This is a genomic window from Microbulbifer mixtoriginis (SeqCode) (assembly GCF_052467705.1).
On the sequence record NZ_CP174322.1, the window covers coordinates 221,432 to 237,903 of the forward strand.

Below are 16,472 nucleotides of genomic sequence, written 5' to 3' on the forward strand. Positions count from 1 at the left end.
CCGGGAACTTCTGACAACAGAGCGGGTATGGCAGCCAAATGCACAGTAAAACGATCCTGATTGTCGACGACGAAGCCCCTGTACGCGATATGCTGCGGGTGGCTTTAGAAATGGCAGACTACCGTTGCCTGGAGGCGGAAAACGCCCAAGAGGCCCACGCCTTAGTCATCGATGAAAAGCCAGACCTTATTCTTCTCGATTGGATGCTACCCGATGTATCCGGAGTAGAGCTGGCCCGCCGACTTAAGCGCGATGAGCTGACCACCGCGGTGCCCATCATCATGCTCACCGCCAAAGGCGAAGAAGACAATAAAATCAAAGGGTTAGAGACGGGCGCCGACGACTATATCACCAAGCCCTTCTCCCCCCGCGAGCTGGTGGCGCGCCTCAAGGCGGTACTGCGCCGCGCCGGCCCGGCCACCCCCGAAGACCCCCTCAGCGCCGGCGATCTGGTACTGGACCCTCTGAGCCACAGGGTCACCATCAAGGGACAGCCGGTGGATATGGGGCCTACTGAATTTCGCCTGCTGACTTTCTTTCTCTCTCACCAGGAACGCGCCTACACACGCACCCAGCTGCTGGATCACGTCTGGGGTGGCAATGTCTATGTGGAGGAGCGCACCGTCGACGTACACATCCGCCGCCTCCGCAAAGCTCTGGCACTTGACGGTCACGACCGTTATATCCAGACAGTGCGCGGCACCGGCTATCGATTTTCTGTGCAAACTGCCGAAAAAGTGTGACAATCTGCCAAGATCGGCACTGACTCCCGCGGTAACCATTGGTCACTCCCACAGAGGACCGGGTTTCTAAGATGTATTAAGTGCGGGGGTGGACATCAGCCCTCCCGACAACTGCCAGGTAACACGGCAAGGCTATGTTGGATCGCAGTATTGGCGAATTTTCGCGCTTCTTAATTATTGCTCTGGGCTGCTTGACCCTCGGCTTCACCACGTCCGAGTGGTCGCTCACCCTGATTTTAGGGCTGGCAGCCTACCTGCTCTCAGTGCTGTGGCAGCAGCACCGCTTCAATCGTTGGCTGGCCAATGGCCGCCGCGGCCCCGCTCCCACTGCTTTTGGTATCTGGGGTGAAATCTATGACGACTTCTACCGTATGCAACGCCGTCACCGCCGTGAGAAGCAAAAGCTGCATGTCATGTTACGCCGTGTTCAGGACAGCACCAGCGCCCTGCGCGAAGGCATTGTAGCCCTGGAAAATGGCGACCACCTGGCCTGGTGGAACCCCGCCGCCGGCGAGCTGCTCGGCCTGCAGTCCAGTGATCAGGGGCAGTCCCTGGTGAACTTTGTGCGTGACCCTGGCTTTGTCAGCTATATGCACAGCGAGGACAACAGCCCTCGCGAACCGCTGACCCTGCCAGCGCCGGGTAATGAAGCCCTGCATCTGCAACTGGAAGTGACCCGCTACGGCAAGGATGAAGCCCTGGTTATCGTTCGCGATATCACCCGCCTGCACAATCTCGAGCAGATGCGTCGTGATTTTGTCGCCAACGTTTCCCACGAGTTGCGCACTCCTCTTACCGTAATTGCCGGCTACCTGGAAACCCTGCAGAACAGTGATATGGCACCTCCCGCCTGGCGGCGCCCGCTGGTTCAGATGGAGGAGCAGGCGGCACGTATGACCACCTTGGTCAACGACCTGCTTCTTCTGGCACGCCTGGAAACGTCAGAGCGAAAAACGGGTGACGTCTCTGTAGATGTGCGCGAGTTGATGGAGCGAGTTGCCCGTGAGGCGCGCAGCTTTAGCGGCGACCGTCACCAGGTCAGTGTGGCGTGCGAAGGGGATTGCAGTATCCGCGGCGATGCCAGTGAGCTGCACAGCGCTTTCGCCAACTTGGCGCTCAATGCGGTGAAATACAGCCCGGGGAACGGGGAGATACAACTGCGCTGGTGGCAGGATAACGATGGCGGCCACTTCAGTGTGCGGGACCAGGGTATCGGTATAGACTCGCTGCATATCCCGCGCCTTACCGAACGTTTTTACCGGGTAGACCCCGGCCGCTCCCGCGACAGCGGCGGCACAGGATTGGGCCTGGCTATCGTCAAGCATGTACTATTGCGCCACGGTGCGGAAATGAGCGTGCACAGTGTCCCAGCCCAGGGCAGTACTTTCACCCTGCACTTCCCCTCTACCAAGCTGGAAGAGAGCCCCTCTCGGGAACTAATGGAGACCGAGGGTGCGGATTCCTGATCCACCCCCTCAATGATAAAACTATTCAAATTCCGGCAGCTTTACCGGCTCACCATTTTTGATATAGGTGGCCTCTTCTTCATCGTGCACCGGGGTGCTCTCCCGGCGCAGGATCAGGTGGTGCAACTTTAAATCCCCATCTCTTAACAACAGATGCTCATTGCCATTGTCATCCACAGGCAGAGGCTTGTTTCCCACCAAGGCATCGCGCAGAGCGCGCAGCCGCGGCACATCTTTATAGCGATTCAGGTCATTGGAGAGACGCGTTTTCATGCGCTCACTTTCATGCAGAGCTGCAGCAGTTTCACGATATTTGGCGAAAAAAAACACAGCTGCAATGGCAAACGCCACAACAACGGAAACTTCAAACCATACGGGCATAATCACTCCTTGTTATCGTATTTACGCCAAACGACCAGCTGGTTGTTCGCTGGCAGGTAATTTAGCTCTTCCCGACGCATGCCGACATCACTGGCCAATTGATCCAACCACTCCAGATCACGGATACCGCTATCGGGGTTGCGCTCTTTGAGGTAGGTATCGAAATCCGCATTGCTGGGCCCGATAAAACTGCCATCAATCTTGAAGGGTCCATATACAACCAGCAAGCCATTGGGTTCTAACAGAGTGTGCAGTTTGTGAAAGAATCGCTGTACTGACTCCCTCGACATAATATGCAGGGTATTCGCGGTAAACACCGCATCGAAATTCAGCGCAGGCCAGGGCGCATCGACATCCAGAGTCAGAGGTTCGCGCAAGTTCTGTGCGGGCGCACTCGCCAACCAAGCTCGCACACCGGGCAGCATTTCCGCCCGCTCCGAGGTCTGCCAAATTAAGTGGGGCAGGCGCGGTGCAAAAAAGACCGCGTGCTGACCTGTGCCGCTCCCCACCTCCAATACCTTATGGCTACCATCCAGCAGGCGGCACAGATGAGTAAGAATTGGATCGCGATTACGCGCACAAGCCGGTGCATCCGGCAGGCTGGTATCGCTCATTGCTGTTCATCCCGAGTGAAAACCCAGTCGCGCTCATTGGACATGCCCGAGTTATAGGCATAGCCGGCTACATCAAAGCCCTTAAGCTCCTCCGCTTTCTTCACCCGCTGCTCAATCGCCCAGCGGCTCATCATGCCCCGCGCTTTCTTAGCAAAGAAGCTGATCATCTTATACTGACCATTTTTTAGATCTTTAAAATGGGGGGTAATGACCTCTGCATTGAGCGCCTTGGGCTTTACCGCCTTGAAGTACTCATTAGAGGCAAGGTTGACCAATTCCCGGCTCTTCAGCACATGCAACTGGGCATTGAGCGTCTCAGTAATTTGCTCTCCCCAAAATTCATACAGATTTTTACCGCGGCTGTTTTCAAATCTGGTGCCCATCTCCAGGCGGTAGGGTTGCATCAGGTCCAGCGGGCGCAACAGGCCATAGAGACCGGAGAGCATTCGCAAATGCTTTTGCGCATAACTGAAATCGCGCTTGCCCATAGTTTCAGCGGCCAGGCCGGTATAAACATCCCCCTTAAAGGCGAGTAGGGCCGGGCGCGCATTTTTATCTGTGAAAGGGCGTTTCCAGTCTTGGAAGCGGTCGTAATTCAACACACCGAGCTTGTCGGAAATCTTCATCAAGCTGGAGATCTGCTGTGGGCTCAGATCACGCAGTTCGCCAATTAATGCCGCTGACTCCTTGAGAAAGTCTGGCTGAGTGGTTTCCAGTGTGGGTATTTCACTCTCGTAATCCAGCGTCTTGGCTGGAGAAATCACTATTAACATCGGGTGCCTTACTTGTGCTGCTTCGCTTTCTATTTGAGCCCAACCGCTAGGATCGGGGCACTGCTCTATTCGGGCTTCAATATATCCTGCCACCAGTTGAGGGGTGTTTGGCCATCCTTCGGATCGTAGACATTGCCGTAATACCAGGCACTGTTGGCACCATCACAAATACTATTGAGAATTTCCTCAATCTTATCGAAACCACAGCTGACATGGATGCTGTAAACCAGCATGCGTGGAACTTCCAGATCCAGCTCTCCTCCAAGTTTCTCCAGCTGCGGGCTCAAGCGGTCGGAGAGTTCGGCGCTGTCGCCGCGGCAAAAAACACGGATCGCCAAATTGCCGGAGCGCTTAACCAGCTCAAATTGCTGGGTATCTTTATCCACTTTAATGCAATCGCCACTGGCGATGCCTTTAATAAATGCGGGAGAACGTACCAGCTGGCAACTGTCGTCCTCATTGACTCGTACCTGTAAGCGCTCTACCACCGGCTCGCCATCGGGGTTGGTGCCCGCAAATAACTCTATTACCTGAAGTGCCGTCATAACCTCTATTCCCCGACTGTGTACAATGGGTGATCGTTGAATAATCGGCATTATACAGGGAGGCAAGCAATGATCTCGCGTAACCAGGCTTTCTTCGCCGCAGTGGCGTTGACGTCAACCTCTATTATCAGTGGCTGTGTCACCAATCCAGTGACCGGAGAGCAACAGTTCTCTCTGGTATCGGCCCAGCAGGAATTGAACTTAGGACAGCAGCAATACCCAATCAACCAACAACAACAGGGCGGTCAGTACACCATAGATCCCAGCTTGCAGGAATATGTGAATCGGGTCGGGCAAAAGTTGGCTCGGGTCTCGGACCAGCCGCAGCTGCCCTACGAATTTGTAGTATTGAATAACTCCGTTCCCAACGCCTGGGCACTTCCCGCTGGCAAAATCGCCATTAACAGAGGCCTGCTGGTCCTGCTTGAGGATGAGGCGGAATTGGCCGCTGTACTCGGCCACGAAATTGTCCATGCCGCCGCACGCCACTCCGCCACCGCCATGTCACAACAACAGGTGCTCGGGGCCGGCCTGGCTGTACTCGGTGCGGCCACCAAAGATTCCGCCTATGCGGACCTTATCTCCACCGGCAGCCAGCTGGGAGGTTCCGCCTATATCGCCCGCTACGGTCGCGGCAACGAACTGGAATCCGACGAATACGGCATGAAATATATGGCTGCCGCCGGCTATGACCCCCAGGGCGCCGTGCGACTGCAGCGCAAATTCGTCGAACTCTCCAAAGGGCAGCAGAGCAACGGCCTGGAAGCCCTCTTCGCCAGCCACCCCCCATCACAGTCCCGCGTCAGCGCCAATATCGAGCACAGTAAATCACTGCCCAAGAACGGGGTCACCAACCGCGATGCCTATCAAAAGGCCATAGCACAACTAAAACGCGATGCGGATGCCTATGAAAATTATGATGATGCTCTAAAAGCAGCCAATAAAAAGCAGTTTGATACGGCACTGAATCTGGTACGAAAGGCACAAAAGCAACAACCAAAAGAAGCCTCTTTCTTCGCACTGGAAGGAGATTTACTCGCCCAGAAAAAACAATTTGATAAAGCCCATCAGGCCTACGACCGTGCCGTACAGAAAAACCCTGCACTGTCTTCCCACTGGTTAAAACGCGGCATGGCTAGTGCGCAACTTAAAAATTACACTGCTGCGGAGAGGGACTTAAACCGTTCTCTACGTTATTTGGAAACAGCTTATGCACACTTCTATTTGGGCGAGGTGTATGAAAAGCAGGGGAATAAGCAAAGCGCTTTCAAGCACTACGAGACAGCAGCCGGGGCAGGGGGAGAGATTGGCTCTAAAGCTCAGGCCCGGATACAGGCCTTAACTGGGAAGGGCTAAATTTATAGTTTAGAAATTTTGATTTAAAAATTTAAAAGGGCTAGTGGATAGCCCTTATATTTTCATAAAATTATAACTGAACTCTTAAGCCCAGCCGGTACTCATCATACCGATAAGCATCGCAATCATCACACTCCAAATATCCAAATTCTGCATAATACCCATTGTATTTATTTGTTGCTGCGGCTAAGTAAGCTACGTCAACGGCAATATTCTGATTAAAGAAGTGGGAAAACCCTAATTTATAACGATGATTTTCATCATAAGCTATATTGACGGAGGTCTCTTTATTAAAATAAAATTCTGCGCTCAACTCCGAGGCATCCCCCCATATTCTTCCGTTTCCGTGATAATAACTCGCTTCAACACTTAGATACTTATCATTTCCGAAATCTACGAAATATTTAGAAGATAAAATGTGATCGTCAGTTTCCTCAGCGACATTCATTGTAAAACCAAGATAACCAGTATCACTTAATTGGTGGCTATACTGGGCGGTTAATGAAAACTCTTCTTCTTCATCAAAATACTTAAAATCAGTATTACTATAGTTTAATTTCACTAAAACATTCGGGGTGAAAAAATAACCAATCGATTGATCATAAATGTTGGCATATTTTTGATCCTCTATAGTAGCACTCAGCACCACACCATTTTCTACAAAATACTCACCTTTTGTAGAAATTGAATTTTGATGATGATCATTCCGCAAATAATCATTCCGAATTTCATATCGGGAGAATTGTGCTGATATATTGCTAACCTTATTGATGTACTCAAACTCCTTTAGAGGCCCTAGAGTTTCTTTCCCTCCAAAATAGTAAGTAGTACCAACGGTTGAGGTTTTATTTTTTACTTCTTTAGCATTATAACCGGACGTTGGAAAATATGGCCACCCCATTGGGCTATTGTAATGGTCATGAAATGAGTACTCTAAATCTGAATAACTCAAAGTAGTTATCGACTTATACTCCTCCGCCGTTACGCCAGTAGCAAGCACCATCAGGGGAACAACTGATACTTTAAAACCCTTCATAAAATCCTTTTCCAACTATAGATTTGATTTGTAAGATTTTAATAGGATTTATTTTTTATTTCTAGAGACAATAACAATACGACAAGAAATAAACGTTTAGGTAACATCCAATAATTAACTAAGAAAAGAAAAGGACTATCTAAGATAGCCCTTTTCTTACTTACAGCTGTACGGTCATACCAATTTGGTAGATATCGTAATCGATATCACTATCAGTATTGGAAACATAAGCAGCTTCAACAGCGAAGTTGCGGTTGAAGAAATGGTTCATACCCAGCTTAAACTCTTCTTTTTCATCGAAAGTAAAGCCGACGGAGGTGCGCTGAGTAAAGAAGTACTCTGTGCCCAACTTCCAATAGTCATCGTCCTCATCGTAGCTGATATAATCCAGATCAATCGTTAAGTACTGTTCACCACCCAGGTGAGTAAAGTACTTAGAAGACAGGCTGCGAGTATCAAACTCTTCATCAACTGAAAAGTCGAAACCGATATAATCGGTTCCATTCAGCTGGTGGTTATAACGAGCATTAACAGACAGCTCATTATCACTGTCGTTATCTTCATGTTCCAGGCTAACCAGGAAGTTAGGTGTGAAGAGATAACCTACTGATAAAGTATCAATATTTTCTTCACCCCAATCGGCTAACTGAGCACCTAAAACCAGACCATTGGATGCAAAATACTCTCCACCGATGGTCAGAATATCGGAATCTTCACTGCCTTCGTTTAAATGAGAGAAGCCACCGTAAACATTGCTAACTTTGTTTATATATTCAAATTCTTTCAGTGGGCCTAGAGTTTCTTTTCCGCTGAAGAAGTAGCGACTATCAAGAGTAAAACTATCATCACCTTTTTCTAAATTGCTGTAGTTAGCTTTAGTAAAAGAATTGTACTCCTCGGCAGTTGTAGTAGCCGCAAGAAGCATCAGGGGGAGAGCTGCGAGCTTGAATCTCATTTCAAAATCCTTCGTTAACGTAGGGATCCAAATTGGGCTGCGGATTGTAACAAAAGAATTTTTGTCTGCAACAACAGTTAATTACACAAAGTCAGTTTGAGAAGACTTTGCGACGAAGGGAATGAGAACAGGGGGCAGACAGAATTAAAGCTTCTTGCTTAGATGTAATTATCCGTAATCAAGTATTTTAAATACTCATTCAGAGACCGATTAAAATTTACAGTTTTTTAATTTTTGAAAAATTTAATTTATTCAGCTTATGTTCAGTTTTGACGAGGCAAGCTTAAGAAAGTTCATCATCATCAGCATAAGAAGCTACTACCTCTCTAAATTCTTTAAACTCTCCTAAAGGTCGTATACCCACAAAAGGAGCCACGCTTTGAATAATTTTATCAATCGCAAACGTATGTTCAGCCTGCATAGCATCGCGTTCTGTTTTACTGTGCCAAGTGGCTATCGCTATGAGGCTATTTTCGTCACCGATCTTTTGCAAAAGTTCCGTGCCCATAGCCCCAGGTGCTTGCTGAATTAACTGAGACGCACGTACCCAGGCGTCGGCATATTCTTCCGCTGTGAAACCTTCCTTAATTTGAACCTCAAAAATATATTTCATCGCCAAGCCCCTAAATATTTCAAGTTCTTAAAATCTGCCTGCAATAAAAAAGGCCGCTATGAGCGACCTTTCTTTGGCTGAGGAAACTTAGGATTTCCTTAAATTCAAATTCCTCTCGTGGCCGTGGCGAATATCCGCCCCCTCCACCAAGTAGACTACCTGCTCACAAATATTCTTGGCGTGGTCACCGATACGCTCCAGTGAGCGCAGTGTCCACAGCACATTAATGACGCGGGAAATACTGCGCGGATCTTCCATCATATAAGTCACCAGCTCACGGACGGCGGTGCGGTAATCCATGTCCACCTGTTCATCCTCGGCGAGGGTGCGCAATGCGGACTCCACATCGAAACGAGTGTAGGCATCCAGGGCGTCGTTGAGCATTTTGCGTACAGCATTTGCCAGATGGCGTATCTCGGTATAGCCGCGCGGTGAGGTGCCTTCATCGGTCAGGGCAATCGCCATTTTCGCGATTTTGCTGGCCTCATCACCGATACGTTCCAGGTCGCGGGCGATTCGGGTTACCGACATCACCATACGCAGATCCGAAGCGGCGGGCTGGCGCTTGGCGATGATTAAAGTCGCGTGCTCGTCCAGGGCCATCTCGCACTTGTCGATTTCCTCTTCGACGCGCAGGACTTCCTCGGCGAGCTGGCTATCGGCATTCGACAGAGCATCGACGGCATCGGCTACTTGGCGGGCGACCATGCCGCCCATTTCCAACATCTCGGTCTTGATTCCCTCCAGGTCCTCATTGAACTGGCGGGAGATATGCTGATCGAAGTGCATTTCCATAGTTATCCCTCGGAGCAAGATTGGCTTAGCCGAAGCGGCCGGTAATGTAGGCTTCGGTTAGTTCGTGCTCCGGATTGGTGAACACGGTCTCTGTATCGTTGACTTCAACCAGGTGCCCCAGATGGAAGTAAGCCGTGCGCTGACTAACGCGGGCCGCCTGTTGCATGGAATGGGTCACGATGGCAATAGTGTAGTTCTCGCGCAGCTCATCGATCAGCTCCTCAATACGCGCAGTGGCAATAGGGTCCAGGGCGGAGCAGGGCTCATCCATCAGGATAACCTCAGGGCTCACGGCAATGGCTCGGGCGATACACAAACGCTGCTGCTGACCGCCAGAGAGGCCGGTGCCCGGCTTGTCCAAACGGTCCTTAACTTCATCCCAGAGGCCGGCGCGGCGCAGGCTGTTTTCCACAATTTCATCCAGGTCGGCGCGGCGGCTGGCGATCCCGTGGATTTTGGGGCCGTAGGCCACATTTTCATAGATAGACTTGGGGAAGGGATTGGGCTTCTGGAACACCATCCCCACCCGAGCGCGTAAAGGCACAACATCCACCTTGGGACCATAAATGGGGTCGCCATCCAGGCTCAGTTCGCCTTCCACCCGACAGCCTTCGATGGTGTCATTCATGCGGTTGAGGCAGCGCAGGAAAGTGGACTTACCACAACCGGATGGGCCGATCATCGCCACAACTTCATTGCGGCCGATATCCAGGCCCACATTGTGAATAGCCTGGGTTTCACCGTAGAACACATTCACATTGCGCATGCGTAACTTGGCGGTATCAGTGAAGGGCTGGCCCACTGTTTTCCGCACCTCGGCTTGGCTCACTGCCATTTTTTCACCGGTCAGTTCGGGTTGCGCCGCTTCAGAATGTCCGGCGGCATCCAGGGTCATGGTACTCATAAATAATCCTGTTTTCCGATTATCCGCGCTGTTACCAGCGGCGCTCAAGTTTCTTGCGCAGCATTACTGCACTGGTATTCATAAGAATCAATACACTCAGCAGCACCATAATGGCTGCAGAGGTACGCTCCACAAAGGCGCGCTCTGGGCTGTCGGCCCAGAGGAAAATCTGTACCGGCAATACCGTGGCCGGATCGGTAACTCCGCCGGGTACATCCACAATAAAGGCAACCATACCGATCATCAGAAGGGGCGCGGTCTCACCCAGGGCCTGGGCCATTCCAATAATCGCACCGGTGAGCATACCGGGCATGGCCAACGGCAATACATGGTGGAAAACCACCTGCATACGCGAGGCACCCATGCCCATCGCCGCTTCGCGAATCGAAGGCGGCACCGCCTTCAACGCCGCACGGCTGGAAATAATAATTGTCGGCAACGTCATCAGGGTAAGTACCAGACCGCCAACCAGAGGCGCTGAGCGCGGCAACTCAAAAAAGTTGATAAAGATCGCCAGCCCCAGCAAGCCGAATACAATGGACGGCACCGCCGCGAGGTTATTGATATTCACCTCAATCAGATCGGTCCAACGATTCTTCGGCGCGTATTCTTCCAGGTAGATAGCGGCAGCCACCCCGATTGGGAAAGACAGCGCCAAAGTCACCAGCAATGTAAATAGCGAGCCCATCAAAGCGGCGCGGATACCTGCCTGTTCCGGCTCGCGCGAATCGCCGTTGGTAAAGAAAGTGGTATTAAAACGCTTCTTTAGTTCGCCACTTTGTAGCAACTGTTCGATCCAGCCGGCTTTCTGTTCGGATGTGCGGCCGCGGAAGCCCTCTTTGGAATCCTTCAGGCTTTTAACAAAAGTATCCACATCGTCGTCAGCGGCAAACCATACTTTCTCGCTCGTACCGAGTAGCTCTGGGTTTGCAGCCAGGCGATCACGCAGGTTAAAGGGTGCCCCCGAGGAGACCAGGCTATAGAGCTCACGCTTGTCACTGCGGCCAGTCACCGAGGGAAAACGCTCGCGCAACGCCGCGCGGATCACCCCAGTGAAATTGGCCCAGGCAAGGCTCTCGTCATCGACCTTCTCAATACCGAGTACCTGCGCATCGTAGTGCACTTCCAGCTCAATGGCGGTCTGCACAAAGGCGCCGCTACCCTTGCTGATAATATCGCTGAATAGAATGACAACCGCGAGTATGCCGAAAGCGATACTGGCAATGCCCAGCCCGCGAAACAGTTTTTCCTTGCGATGGCGGCTGGCGAGGCGCTTCTCGATGCGCTCACGAACCTGCGTCTGGGTGAGATTAGTCATACTGCTCCCGGTATTTTTTCACTACGTGCAGGGCGATAAAGTTCAGCACCAGAGTGGAGATAAATAGCATCAGGCCAAGCGCAAATGCGGCCAGGGTCTTGGGACTGTCAAACTCCTGGTCGCCGACCAGTAGCGTCACGATTTGCACGGTAACAGTGGTGACCGAATCCAGAGGGTTCGCAGTCAGGTTGGCGGCGAGGCCCGCGGCCATCACGACGATCATGGTTTCACCAATTGCGCGAGATACCGCCAAGAGTACACCGCCGACAATTCCCGGCAGGGCGGCGGGAATCACCACCTTGCGCACGGTCTCCGATTGGGTTGAACCCAATCCCAGAGCGCCATCGCGCAGGGACTGCGGAACTGCATTAATAACATCGTCAGATAATGAAGAGACAAATGGGATAATCATAATCCCCATCACCAGGCCAGCGGCCAGGGCGCTCTCACTGGAGGCCTGTAAACCCATTGAGGTGGCCAGGTCGCGAATAAATGGGGCAACAGTCAGTGCCGCAAAAAAGCCGTATACCACGGTGGGTACACCGGCGAGAATTTCCAAAATAGGCTTGGCCACGTTGCGCACGCGCTTGCTGGCGTACTCGGCCAGATAAATAGCGGCCATCAGGCCCACAGGCACCGCCACCAACATGGCGATTGCGGAAACCATCAGGGTGCCGGTAAACAGGGGTACCGCACCAAAGGCTCCGCTGGAACCAACCTGATCGGCGCGCAGGGCCATCTGCGGGCTCCAATGCAGGCCGAACAAGAATTCAGTCACTGGCACCGACTGGAAAAAGCGCAGCGACTCAAACAGTACCGAGAACAAAATACCCACAGTGGTAAAAATCGCGGCGCAGGCACAGGTAATCAGAATAGCCTTCAGGACTTTTTCCACTTTCTCACGGGCACGCAGCTCCGGAGAAAAACGCAACAGTGCAAATGCCCCCAGGCCCACCGCCAATACCAGGCTTAAAAAGGCCTGTAGAGTATTGGAATTATTGCGCAACTGACTGAGGTGCTCGGCAGCCAACTGTAACTGTGGGGATGACTCTCCCACCAAATGGCCAGCGGCGAGATTTTGAATTTGTGCAAAGAGCAGGTTCTGCCCGGCAATGGTATCGGGCTTGTCGGCGATGCTGTGCATCACCATAGAGCGAATAATGGCATCATCAAAAATCAGCCAGGCACCCAGTAGTAAAAGTGCCGGTAAACCACACCAAAGCGCGGTAAATAATCCATGATAGCTGGGCAGTGAGGCCAGATTACGCAGGCCTCCGCGGCTGCGCGCTGCACTCAGTGCACGACTAAAGCCGGTACCGTAGGCCACTAAAATCAACAGCAGCAAAAGGGCGAACAGTGTGGGGGTTTGCATTGAATTACCGTGCTAAAAATGTCGATGTCGGCATTATCCCGACTTTTCCCTGTGTTTCCACTTGGCTTTCATAAAAACGGCCAAGCCCTCTCGAGCTTGGCCGTCAATTCCCTTTGACTGTACTACTCCAGGATAAATTTACTTCGCAGCAAGATTGCTCAGGGCATTCAGCTTGCGAACGTCGGTAGCAATTTTCTGGCGTTTCTCTTGGGGCAAAGGGATCATACCTTTGTCAGTCAGGTAACCTTCATCACCCCAAGCGCGCTCATTAGTGAACTCCGCCAGGAACTGCTTGATACCTGGCACTACGTCGGCATGTGCCTTCTTCACGTAAATAAACAGCGGGCGGGAAACTGGATATCCCTGATCGGCGATAGAGTCGAAAGTCGGAGCCTGTCCTTCGATCAAAGAGCCTTGTACTTTATCGGCATTCTGGTCGAGGAAGCTGAAACCAAAGATGCCCAGGGCATTCGGATTGGCAACCAACTTGTTGACTATCAGGTTATCGTTCTCACCGGCTTCAACATAAGCGCCGTCTTCGCGTACGTTGTGACAGATCGCCTTGTAAGCGCTCTTGTCTTTTTTCTTCATGGCCTTGATCCAGCCAAATTTCTTACAACCACCTTCCATTGCCAGCTCCGCGAAGGCATCGCGGGTACCGGAAGTGGGGGGCGGCCCCAAAACTTCAATTTTGGTATTGGGCAACGCAGGGTTTACGTCTTTCCAGGTCTTGTAAGGGTTGGCTACCAGCGTTTCGGAACCATCCGGGTTCGGTACTTCTTTTGCCAGGGCCAGGAAAATATCTTTGCGGGAAAGCTTGAAAGGCGTTGCTTTCTTCGCATTGGCCAGCACGATGCCGTCGTAGCCAATCTGTACTTCCACAACATCAACGCCGTTGCCGTTACACATCTCCAGCTCGGACTGCTTAATGCGACGGGAAGCACCAGTGATGTCTGCAGTGCTTTCACCAACGCCCTGACAGAACAGCTTCATGCCGCCGCCAGTACCTGTGGATTCAACTACCGGAGTCTTGAACTGGGTAGCACGGCTGAAACGCTCCGCCACAGTGGTGGTAAAAGGGTAAACAGTGGAAGAACCCACAACACTGATGTAGTCGCGAGCCGCCAGGGCTACCTGAGAGGTGGCAAGGGTCAATGCCGCCAGGGAAGTAGCCAAAATTTGCTTGTTCATGTGTAACTCCGATGAGTGTTTTTTATTTCACGCGGCGATGCTAGGAACAACGGATGACGATTCTATGAATAAAACATGACAAAAAAGTTACAGCCGGAAATTTACCCCGCTGGTGCCCGGGCAGGCAAAGCGGTAACCTGCATACAAACGAGATAACAATAAGATGTAAAGAGAGAAGCCCCCATGCTATTTCTGATGCGTGGAGCGCGTGCACTGGAGAGTCTATCCAGTCGCACCGGCCACCTGCTCGCCTGGTTTACCTGGGCCATGGTCTTAATACAGTCCTGCGTTGTGGCTCTGCGCCACCTGTTCGACAGTGGCTCCATAGCGCTACAGGAGTCCGTAATCTATCTGCACGGTGCCGCCTTTATGTTGGGCCTGGCCTATGCGCTGCAAACCGACGCCCACGTGCGTGTCGATGTCTTCTATCGGCGAATGGGTCCCAGGGGTAAGGCTTGGGTTAATGCTGTGGGTTTTCTGCTATTTCTTTTGCCAGTCTGCACTTTTATGTTGCTGAGCAGCTGGCAGTTTGCTCTGAATAGTTGGTCAGTGCTTGAGGAGAGCGCCAATGCCGGCGGCCTTCCCGGTGTTTTCCTGCTGAAAAGTCTGATTCCCCTCGCGGCAGTAACCCTCGGTCTCGCCGGCACCGCCCAGTTTATTCGTGCTCTGCTACAGCTTATGGAGGTTTCAAGCCCGGTAAGCGAATCTGTAGCGAAACCACGATTGCTCAAGCAGGTGGAGGAGGCAGAGGCATGATCGAGCTGATACCTCTATTGATGTTTGCCGCCGTTTGCGGGCTACTGATGTTCGGTTACCCGGTAGCTTTCACGCTCGCCGGTACGGCCCTAATCACCGCCGGGTTGGGTATCGTGTATGGCGCTTTCGATGCCGAGCTACTGCGTGCCTTCCCCGACCGCCTCTACGGCATTATGCAAAACGGCACCCTGGTTGCCGTGCCGCTCTTTGTCTTGATGGGAGTCATTCTCGAGAGAGCAAAAATCGCCGAAGACTTGTTGGTCAATCTGACCAAAGTATTTATGGGCGCGCCGGCGGGTATGGCCATTTCTGTAGTGGTCGTCGGCGCACTTCTGGCCGCTAGTACCGGTATTGTGGGCGCCACCGTGGTGACTATGGGATTAATGTCCCTGCCCTCTATGTTGAAGCAGGGCTACTCCCCAAAGCTCGCCACCGGCACCATCTGCGCCACCGGCACCCTCGGGCAGATTATTCCCCCCTCTATTGCTCTGGTGCTGCTTGGGGATACTCTCTCCAACGCCTACCAGCAGGCACAACTATCCGCAGGTATTTTTAACCCCAAGCCGGTCAGCGTTGGTGACCTTTTTATCGGTGCCATTATTCCCGGCCTATTGCTGGTAGCAGCCTACATTGTTTATCTATTGTTTGTGGCGCGCCGTTCTCCGAGTAAGGCCAAGACCGCGCAGCAGCAACCTCTGGAAGTTTGGCCGCTACTGAGTAGCCTTTTTCCTCCTATCGCTTTGATGCTATTAGTGCTGGGGTCAATTATTACCGGTGCCGCAACGCCTACAGAAGCCGCCGCCGTCGGTGCTCTAGGCGCAGGATTACTGGCTTACAGTCGCGGTGCTCTGCATTGGGCGCAAGCGGGGGAGGTGGGTCGCAGCACTCTACAGGTAAGCGCGATGGTGTTTGCCATTCTTATTGGTGCTTCATTGTTCTCACTGGTCTTCCGTGGATATGGCGGTGAAGAACTTGTCACCAGTATTTTCCACAGTCTGCCTGGGGGTGTTATTGGTGCGACCTTGCTGGTCATGCTGGTGATCTTCTTGCTCGGTTTCATTCTCGACTTTATTGAGATCACCTTTGTGGTGGTGCCCATTGTTGGGCCGGTGTTGTTGGCGATGGGTGTGGACCCGATTTGGCTGGGCATCATGATTGCAATCAACTTGCAGACTTCCTTCCTTACTCCACCCTTTGGATTTGCATTGTTTTATCTTCGCGGCGTTGCGCCAAGTTCAGTGGCCACTTCCGCTATCTATCGCGGCGTTATGCCATTTATCGCTATTCAGCTGTTGATTTTGTGCCTCCTAGCACTCTGGCCTGCTCTGGTGACTTGGTTGCCGGGGGTGGTTCAGAATTAACCCAAAAGACAACGATCGGTAGTGATAAGACCTTGTATCGCTACCGATTGGATCCAGACCAAAACGATCGTACTAACATTGAAACTTAATAAACCCTTCGCCCCTTAAATTCATCGGCACATCTTGATTCCCTACGGCAAGTCACCAGCACCTGCTAAATTGGCATTAAATTTTTTAATTTGCTCGCCAGACCTTCAATAAACCTCTGTGGATATCTCTCCTTAAAAATAGATCCATCAAAAGGAATTAAACACTGCTATCGATATCCAAGCACGAATAAAAAATTAAAAAGG

The 16,472-nt window shown here is 51.8% G+C and carries 17 protein-coding genes; 5 read left to right on the top strand and 12 right to left on the bottom strand.

What is annotated here, in order from left to right; translation table 11 throughout:
* The first annotated feature begins 38 nt into the window (after positions 1-38).
* Together phoB and phoR are read left to right on the top strand one after the other, a co-directional pair.
* The gene (phoB, locus tag ACJJIB_RS01080) at positions 39-743 is read left to right on the top strand and encodes a phosphate regulon transcriptional regulator PhoB (protein ID WP_252083902.1); all 705 of its coding nucleotides are present in this window, start codon (positions 39-41) and stop codon (positions 741-743) included.
* A gap of 134 nt (positions 744-877) precedes the next feature.
* Positions 878-2,209 (top strand): phosphate regulon sensor histidine kinase PhoR, encoded by a 1,332-nt coding sequence (gene phoR / locus ACJJIB_RS01085; protein WP_252083903.1) that lies wholly within the window; start codon positions 878-880, stop codon positions 2,207-2,209.
* 21 nt (positions 2,210-2,230) lie between these two features.
* On the opposite strand, the gene ACJJIB_RS01090 is transcribed toward phoR, so the two are convergent.
* The 4 genes from ACJJIB_RS01090 to ACJJIB_RS01105 all read right to left on the bottom strand — a co-directional run bounded on the left by ACJJIB_RS01090 (position 2,231) and on the right by ACJJIB_RS01105 (position 4,522).
* Positions 2,231-2,590, bottom strand: a complete 360-nt coding sequence (locus ACJJIB_RS01090; protein WP_252083904.1) for a hypothetical protein — start codon at positions 2,588-2,590, stop codon at positions 2,231-2,233.
* 2 nt (positions 2,591-2,592) lie between these two features.
* Positions 2,593-3,204 (bottom strand): DUF938 domain-containing protein, encoded by a 612-nt coding sequence (locus tag ACJJIB_RS01095; RefSeq protein ID WP_444887590.1) that lies wholly within the window; start codon positions 3,202-3,204, stop codon positions 2,593-2,595.
* Positions 3,201-3,977 (bottom strand): peroxide stress protein YaaA, encoded by a 777-nt coding sequence (gene yaaA, locus ACJJIB_RS01100; protein WP_444887591.1) that lies wholly within the window; start codon positions 3,975-3,977, stop codon positions 3,201-3,203. The genes ACJJIB_RS01095 and yaaA overlap by 4 nt, the downstream gene beginning before the upstream one ends.
* Positions 3,978-4,042: 65 nt before the next feature.
* On the bottom strand, positions 4,043-4,522 hold the full coding sequence (locus tag ACJJIB_RS01105; RefSeq protein WP_252083907.1) for a DUF4265 domain-containing protein: 480 nt from the start codon (positions 4,520-4,522) through the stop codon (positions 4,043-4,045).
* Positions 4,523-4,591: 69 nt separating this feature from the next.
* On the opposite strand from ACJJIB_RS01105, the gene ACJJIB_RS01110 reads away from it, so the two are divergent.
* Complete coding sequence (locus tag ACJJIB_RS01110; protein ID WP_444887592.1) at positions 4,592-5,878, top strand: M48 family metalloprotease; 1,287 nt, start codon at positions 4,592-4,594, stop codon at positions 5,876-5,878.
* 70 nt (positions 5,879-5,948) lie between these two features.
* Here ACJJIB_RS01110 and ACJJIB_RS01115 read toward each other — a convergent pair whose 3' ends face one another.
* From ACJJIB_RS01115 to ACJJIB_RS01150, 8 genes are all read right to left on the bottom strand, one after another.
* The gene (locus ACJJIB_RS01115; RefSeq protein ID WP_444887593.1) at positions 5,949-6,914 is read right to left on the bottom strand and encodes a putative porin; all 966 of its coding nucleotides are present in this window, start codon (positions 6,912-6,914) and stop codon (positions 5,949-5,951) included.
* Between the two features lie 160 nt (positions 6,915-7,074).
* A complete protein-coding gene (locus ACJJIB_RS01120; protein ID WP_252083910.1) occupies positions 7,075-7,869 on the bottom strand; it encodes a putative porin in 795 nt (264 codons plus the stop codon).
* Between the two features lie 283 nt (positions 7,870-8,152).
* Positions 8,153-8,482, bottom strand: coding sequence for an antibiotic biosynthesis monooxygenase family protein (locus ACJJIB_RS01125; RefSeq protein ID WP_444887594.1), 330 nt, complete (start codon positions 8,480-8,482; stop codon positions 8,153-8,155).
* A gap of 87 nt (positions 8,483-8,569) precedes the next feature.
* Complete coding sequence (gene phoU / locus ACJJIB_RS01130; RefSeq protein WP_252083912.1) at positions 8,570-9,277, bottom strand: phosphate signaling complex protein PhoU; 708 nt, start codon at positions 9,275-9,277, stop codon at positions 8,570-8,572.
* Positions 9,278-9,302: 25 nt separating this feature from the next.
* Positions 9,303-10,181 (bottom strand): phosphate ABC transporter ATP-binding protein PstB, encoded by an 879-nt coding sequence (gene pstB, locus ACJJIB_RS01135; protein ID WP_252083913.1) that lies wholly within the window; start codon positions 10,179-10,181, stop codon positions 9,303-9,305.
* Positions 10,182-10,212: 31 nt separating this feature from the next.
* Positions 10,213-11,499 carry a phosphate ABC transporter permease PstA gene (gene pstA, locus ACJJIB_RS01140; protein WP_252083914.1) on the bottom strand — a complete coding sequence of 429 codons (1,287 nt, stop codon included), beginning with the start codon at positions 11,497-11,499 and terminating at the stop codon, positions 10,213-10,215.
* Entirely contained in the window at positions 11,492-12,871 is a 1,380-nt protein-coding gene (pstC, locus tag ACJJIB_RS01145; protein WP_444887595.1) for a phosphate ABC transporter permease subunit PstC, read from the bottom strand. The genes pstA and pstC overlap by 8 nt, the downstream gene beginning before the upstream one ends.
* A gap of 138 nt (positions 12,872-13,009) precedes the next feature.
* A complete protein-coding gene (locus tag ACJJIB_RS01150; RefSeq protein WP_444887596.1) occupies positions 13,010-14,062 on the bottom strand; it encodes a PstS family phosphate ABC transporter substrate-binding protein in 1,053 nt (350 codons plus the stop codon).
* Positions 14,063-14,245: 183 nt separating this feature from the next.
* Between ACJJIB_RS01150 and ACJJIB_RS01155 the strand changes: the two genes are divergently transcribed.
* Both ACJJIB_RS01155 and ACJJIB_RS01160 read left to right on the top strand, forming a co-directional pair.
* Positions 14,246-14,818: a TRAP transporter small permease subunit gene (locus ACJJIB_RS01155; RefSeq protein WP_444887597.1), complete on the top strand. Its 573-nt coding sequence runs from the start codon at positions 14,246-14,248 to the stop codon at positions 14,816-14,818.
* On the top strand, positions 14,815-16,179 hold the full coding sequence (locus ACJJIB_RS01160; RefSeq protein WP_444887598.1) for a TRAP transporter large permease: 1,365 nt from the start codon (positions 14,815-14,817) through the stop codon (positions 16,177-16,179). Before ACJJIB_RS01155 ends, ACJJIB_RS01160 begins: the two co-directional genes overlap by 4 nt.
* Positions 16,180-16,472 lie beyond the last annotated feature (293 nt).